This is a genomic window from Sphingobacterium sp. UBA7253 (genome assembly GCF_002472745.1).
In the GTDB taxonomy this organism is placed as follows: Bacteria; Bacteroidota; Bacteroidia; order Sphingobacteriales; family Sphingobacteriaceae; genus Sphingobacterium; species Sphingobacterium siyangense.
The window spans coordinates 347-2,110 of the sequence record NZ_DKSP01000179.1 but is presented as its reverse complement, the minus strand read 5'-3'; the positions used below and the strand labels follow the sequence as shown (position 1 = coordinate 2,110).

Genomic DNA, 1,764 nt, shown 5'->3' with positions numbered 1-1,764 from the left:
TCCCATGCAACATGAGATGAACCGACAAGGTAGCATCTTTGCCAAAATCAAAAAAAAGCCTTTTACCTTCCCGATAAACTTTGACGAGTTTTTTGCCCTCTAGAGTTTGCAGCTCATTCAGGCTGACTTTGGTTTTTTGTTTGTTGTGAATGGCAGCTTTTTCAAGCACTTTACCTTTAAGCATTTTTGTGAGATTTTTGCTGAAGGCCTGTAGGTCTGGTAATTCTGGCATAGTTGTCGATTTAATAATTTGTGTACTTCTTTCTACTCTCTTCTTTTACCTTTTTAAAATGCTCCCTCGCTTTTTTTAGGCCGGTTGCTATGGCAATTCCTTCTTCGGCGCCTTCCTCAAGCAAAGCGTTTGCGATTTCAGTTGCTTTCTCCCGGATGTTGACCGGTTGATTTTTATATGATGGTGGATAATCTCCATTATACCAAGGCATAATTCCTCCTTTTTGTATTTAGAACAACATCAGAATAGTGATAGTTTTCAAACTCTATTGGCTGGCGGTTGTTCTATTCCAAAAACATTTATTATGACAGACAATAAAAATAAAAAAGATGCAAGGGACCGCAATCAGGTAGCTGGCGGTGAATCTTATGAGGTAGATTATTTGGCAAAAGAACTTGGCGTAACCCGGCAGCAAGTCGAAGAGGCCATCAAAAGCGTTGGCAATGGTCGTGAGGATGTTATTAATTATTTGAAAAATAAAAAATGAGAATATGGGAGCTATAGCAACATTCACTGGAATTCCGGTGACAAATAACATAGGAATAGAAAAATACTGTGATTTTGAAGTAGGACAGGAGGGGCAAAATGGACCATATGCCCGAATTACGATGGATGGCTGCCAGATGATCTTAGATGAAGATTTTGGTGTTATAGAGGGCGATCTTGCGGAAGAATGGAGGGAACCCGCTATTGCCAAACTTCTTCTTTTACTGGAAGTAGACCGAAACCGAGATGGAACTTTGAGCTAGTTAATTTGTTCATTACTTTTCTCAAGTTTAATTATGATATTCAGGTTAAAAGGACTCTACAATATATTAGCGGGGATTTGGCCGGGTATTCAGGATCGTATTGAAAGATAAAAATAAATATGACTGGTATTAAGAAATCCAAAAATGAGCTGTTAAAAGATGCACGATTGCAGGAGCTTGAAGGTAAAACTGAAGATGCCATCAAAAGCTATATCCTGGTTATAAGGAAAGCACCATTACAAGCAGGGGCATATAACAGATTAATGATTCTTTATCGAAAGCTCAAAGAATATAAGAAGGAGCTAGCCATTATTAAGCAGGCTATTGCTGCCTATGAGAAGGATTTTAAAGACGATCAACAGACCTGGAAGAAAGCAAACAGTAAGTCTGCACGTCTCAGTCTTAGTTTAGCTAAATCTATGGGGCTTCTCAACGATAAAGGCCTTCCCGTATATGAAGAATCTCAGATCATCAGCTGGAGAAAGCGCATGGAGGCCGTACAGAAAAAAATTAAGACACCAGCAAAGCCACAAAAAAAGAAACCGACAAAACGTTTAAAAAAGTAGCGTTAAACACACCAATAACCTCGAAATTATCTATTATCATCTTTTCTCCATTTTAGCTCCCCGTGTTGAATCATTCCGATGTATTTTTGTACCTGGTCGTCGGTCAGTAGGCTGTTGTCCTCAATATGATAATCGAAATTCTTAGTATACTTGTCGTGCTGGATGCTGCCTACATAAGCATTGTTCAGATAAATGTGCCAAAGACTGTATTTTTTCG

The 1,764-nt window shown here is 38.8% G+C and carries 6 protein-coding genes; 3 read left to right on the top strand and 3 right to left on the bottom strand.

Annotated features, from left to right (window positions below; all coding sequences use genetic code 11):
- Both B2X72_RS17960 and B2X72_RS17955 read right to left on the bottom strand, forming a co-directional pair.
- Window positions 1-232, bottom strand: a 232-nt coding sequence (locus B2X72_RS17960) for a DNA-formamidopyrimidine glycosylase family protein (RefSeq protein WP_286850945.1), incomplete at its 3' end; no start/stop codon positions are given.
- A gap of 10 nt (window positions 233-242) precedes the next feature.
- The gene (locus tag B2X72_RS17955; protein ID WP_088161276.1) at window positions 243-443 is read right to left on the bottom strand and encodes a hypothetical protein; all 201 of its coding nucleotides are present in this window, start codon (window positions 441-443) and stop codon (window positions 243-245) included.
- Window positions 444-455: 12 nt separating this feature from the next.
- Here B2X72_RS17955 and B2X72_RS17950 point away from each other — a divergent pair, with 12 nt between their 5' ends.
- The 3 genes from B2X72_RS17950 to B2X72_RS17940 all read left to right on the top strand — a co-directional run bounded on the left by B2X72_RS17950 (window position 456) and on the right by B2X72_RS17940 (window position 1,547).
- Window positions 456-719 (top strand): DUF3606 domain-containing protein, encoded by a 264-nt coding sequence (locus tag B2X72_RS17950; protein WP_286850944.1) that lies wholly within the window; start codon window positions 456-458, stop codon window positions 717-719.
- A gap of 4 nt (window positions 720-723) precedes the next feature.
- Window positions 724-981 (top strand): hypothetical protein, encoded by a 258-nt coding sequence (locus B2X72_RS17945; RefSeq protein WP_286850943.1) that lies wholly within the window; start codon window positions 724-726, stop codon window positions 979-981.
- A 119-nt stretch (window positions 982-1,100) separates the two neighbouring features.
- A complete protein-coding gene (locus B2X72_RS17940; RefSeq protein ID WP_075992237.1) occupies window positions 1,101-1,547 on the top strand; it encodes a hypothetical protein in 447 nt (148 codons plus the stop codon).
- Window positions 1,548-1,573: 26 nt separating this feature from the next.
- Here the strand turns inward: B2X72_RS17940 and B2X72_RS17935 are convergent.
- Window positions 1,574-1,764 (bottom strand): hypothetical protein (locus B2X72_RS17935; protein ID WP_286850942.1); only part of this gene is annotated, 191 nt, incomplete at its 5' end.